Origin of the sequence: Empedobacter falsenii (assembly GCF_019308355.1) — a bacterium.
GTDB classification, from domain to species: domain Bacteria; phylum Bacteroidota; class Bacteroidia; order Flavobacteriales; family Weeksellaceae; genus Empedobacter; species Empedobacter falsenii_B.
In genome coordinates this window covers 1-3,731 of the sequence record NZ_JAAGKM010000080.1, presented here as the reverse complement: position 1 = coordinate 3,731, position 3,731 = coordinate 1, and the positions used below count along the sequence as shown (strand labels likewise).

Annotated in this window: 3 protein-coding genes; all 3 read left to right on the top strand. The window is 34.1% G+C overall.

The genetic code is table 11. The features are described from left to right. Positions 1–1,407 (top strand): MTBMA_p00010-related P-loop-containing protein (locus G0Q09_RS14645; protein ID WP_219035439.1); only part of this gene is annotated, 1,407 nt, incomplete at its 5' end. Between the two features lie 191 nt (positions 1,408–1,598). Next, a complete protein-coding gene (locus tag G0Q09_RS14640; protein WP_219035438.1) occupies positions 1,599–2,450 on the top strand; it encodes a tyrosine-type recombinase/integrase in 852 nt (283 codons plus the stop codon). After that, entirely contained in the window at positions 2,428–3,282 is an 855-nt protein-coding gene (locus G0Q09_RS14635) for a tyrosine-type recombinase/integrase (protein ID WP_219035437.1), read from the top strand. Before G0Q09_RS14640 ends, G0Q09_RS14635 begins: the two co-directional genes overlap by 23 nt. The last annotated feature ends 449 nt before the right edge of the window (positions 3,283–3,731 follow it).

Sequence of the window (3,731 nt, the reverse complement as noted above, 5' to 3'; positions counted from 1 at the left end):
TTCTGTTTTGATATGGATGAAGCAGGTCAAAAAGCTACCTTAAAATATGCGAAATTACTTCAATCCATTCATCCAAAAGTGGTGTTTTATAGTGTTCAATTCATTGATAAAGATGTCAATGAAACTTTAATGGCTTATGATGAATCGACTGTTTTAGACTGTTTAGAGAAAAGAAAACCAATTGATTTTTCTTCTTCTCTTACTTCTTTTTCAATTGAAAAAGAAACTGTACCAACACCTTTGGAACAACCTAAAATGACAACCGATTTATTTTTTCAATTGAATGATTTAATCGAAAAAAGTGGCATTGTAGGCGAACAGGACAGCCGATTATTACTGTTTATCATTGCAAGTTCATATAAAACCAAACACCCACTTCACGCCATTGTACAAGGAAGTTCGGGCAGTGGAAAAACACATTTAATCAGTAAAATAGCCGATTTAATGCCACAAGAAGATGTACTTCGTTTTACCCGAATTACCGAAAGTAGTTTATACAATTGGGGCGAATATGAATTAGTTGGAAAATTGCTTATCATCGAGGATTTAGACGGTTTAAAAGACGAAGCTATGTTTGCCATGCGTGAATTAATTAGTAATCAAAGGCTAAGTAGTTCGGTAAGTATCAAGGATAAAAAAGGCAATATTAAAGCCGTTAAAAAGGAGGTTCGTGGCGTATTTAGTTCGCTGTCTGCAACAACAAAAGGCGAGATTTACGAAGATAATATGAGCCGTAGTTTTCTATTAGCGGTCGACGAAAGTAGCGAACAATCCCGCCGAATTATTGCCTATCAAAACAGACGATATGCAGGCGAAGTCAGCCATCAATCCGAAGAAAAAACCAAACATTTTTTACAAAATATCATTCGAAATTTAGTGCCGTATCACGTGATTAATCCGTTTGCTACTCGATTAGAATTACCCGAAGAAGTGCATAAAATCAGACGTTTAAACGAAATGTTTCAAAGTATCGTTCGTCAAATTACCTTGATTAATCAGCAAAATAGACAATTGACGGACGATGGAAAATTAATCACACAAGTCGAGGATCTAAAGCAAGCAACGGAGGTTCTCTTTGAAAGTATTGTCCTAAAAGTGGATGAATTAGACGGGAGTTTACGTCAATTTTTTGAGAAACTAAAAGCGTATTTAAGCAAAAAAGCACACAAAGAAAATGTAAATGGTTCTGAAATCGACTTTACACAACGAGAAATCCGCCAAGCCTTTAATATGAGCAAAGCGCAGTGTTCACGCTACATGAACAGCTTAATTGAACTCGAATACCTAACGAGTAAATATGCAGGAAACTTGCGTAAAATTGCTTATCGAGTGGATTATTGGGATGATTACCAGAAGTTAAGACAAACCATTAAAGAAAAGATTCTACGACAAATAGAACAGTTATGATACTCACTGAAACAATAGGGAACAATCTTGGAACAATTAATTTAGACTTAACTATCTAGTTTCTAATATCTAAAATCTAACATCTATACTATTGTTCCATGTTCCAAAAGTAGACAACCTCAAATCTAACGAAGTGATTCGTAAACACCATAAGAAACAATAAAAACAATGTGAACAAACCCGTCATAGTTATGCAAGATATACTCGATGAATTTAGAACAGAATTACAACAATTAGGCTATTGTAAAACAGTGGTTAATCATTATCCAAAGTACGTCAAAGCCCTGTTTGAGCATTCTCACGAACTTATTTACACGATTGAAAGTCATCACATTGAAGCTTTTTATTTTCATTTGAAAACTGTAATCAGTAGCCGAAGAAAAAAGCCGTTGAGTAACAGTTATATTCATACACAACTCTTTGCGATTCGCTTATTCTTTGCCTATTTATTGCGTACAAAACAGCTGATTAAAACGCCTTATACCTTAAAAATCAAACGTTCGACTTATAAAAGTCGAGCCGTTTTAAGTGTAGAACAAATCGCACTACTCTACAGCAATTGCATCAATTTAGAAGAAACAATGATTTTAAACCTGTGTTATGGTTGTGGATTAAGACGAACAGAGGTTGAAAGGCTATGTGTAGAAGACATTCATTTAAGTGAAAAACGCTTATATGTTCGCAGTGGAAAAGGAAAGAAAAGACGTGTTATTCCGCTTACAACAAAGCTTGTAGAAGATTTTAAACTGTACCAGGATAAAACCAAAAACAGACGAAATGATGAATCCATTTTACTACTTAATTCAAACGGAAAACCAATGAGCGGAAACAAAATTTATACGGTTTTTTGTCGTGTTTTAACTCGATGTGGATTAGATAAACAGGGATTTAGCTTACATAATTTACGCCATAGTATTGCATCTCATTTACTTGAAAATGAAATGACCGTTGAAATGGTTCGGGATTTTTTAGGGCATGATTTACTGCGTACCACTCAAATTTACACTAAAATTAAGCCGTATGACTTTAGAAAATTATCTTGAAAATCAGTTGAATAAAAGTACCATTAGCAATTATTTATATGAAATCAATCGGTTCAAAAAATACGCTCATAATCACGAAAAATGCCACTATCCACAGCTGATGCAGTACATTGGTTTTTTACGGAATTATTACCAACCTAAAACCATTAAACGTGTGGTGTATGCACTAAAAAAATACTACGATTATCTGATTGAAATAGAAGTAAGAAAGGATAATCCTGCTCACTTTATCAAGCTTCGGGATGCCAAACAAACAGCGGTACAATTACAGGATTTATGGACAGAAAAAGAACTCAAAACCTTACTTGAACCACGAAAGGAACGTTATGCCATCTTAGCCAAACGCAATCAAATTATCCTGAGTTTATTCGTTCATCAAGCCGTTTTAGTTAAGGAAGTAACCCAAATTCTACTCGAAGATATCAACCTCGATAAAGCGGAAATTTACATCCGTGAAACAGGAATGACCAACAGTAGAACCCTGTCTTTAAAAGCAGAACAAATCCTTTTATTTTATCACTATTTACAGGAAGATAGACCACAATTAGAACGAACAAAACAGTCTTTTTTTATTCTCAATAAATTAGGAAATCCAACAACAGCAGACGACATTAATTACCTTTTATCGACCTATCAAAAGCAGGTTGACAAACGATTAACTTCGGTTAAAATCAGACAAAGTGTGATTACCAATTTACTCAGTCAAGGACATAATTTACGAGCGGTTCAGCTGTTTTGTGGACATAAATTTTTAGATACAACCGAGAAATATAAACAAACAGGAATCAAAGCTTTACAAGATGCTATCGACAAGCATCATCCTTTACAATAGTCTTTTTTCTTTGATTCACTTCATTTTATTTTTCATTTGAGTTCATCGAACCTTTGGTTTCAATTGAAAAAAAGAGTACTCCATCAAAATAAGCCGTTTTTCGGGGTTGATTTTGGCTATTTGCGGTAGCGAAAACATAAAATAAATTATAGGCTGATAATGCCTATAATGAACGGAATTTTATGTTAAATAGCTTACCTTATTTTTTGCTGGCGTAAGTGAACGGGGAGCGCGGAGTGAACGACTTTTTGTATCAAAAAGTAGGACAGCAAAAAATAAGGGCAAAATTATAACCCGAAAAATGGCTTGTCTTATCCTATAAAAATCTTTTTTTTCAATTGAAAATCATTATATTTGAATGAATAATGAGGCGTTCATTAAAACTGAAGTAGTGTTGAAAATTTGAAGTATATAGGGGTGTAGGAATACAAATACAACGGCAAAGAACT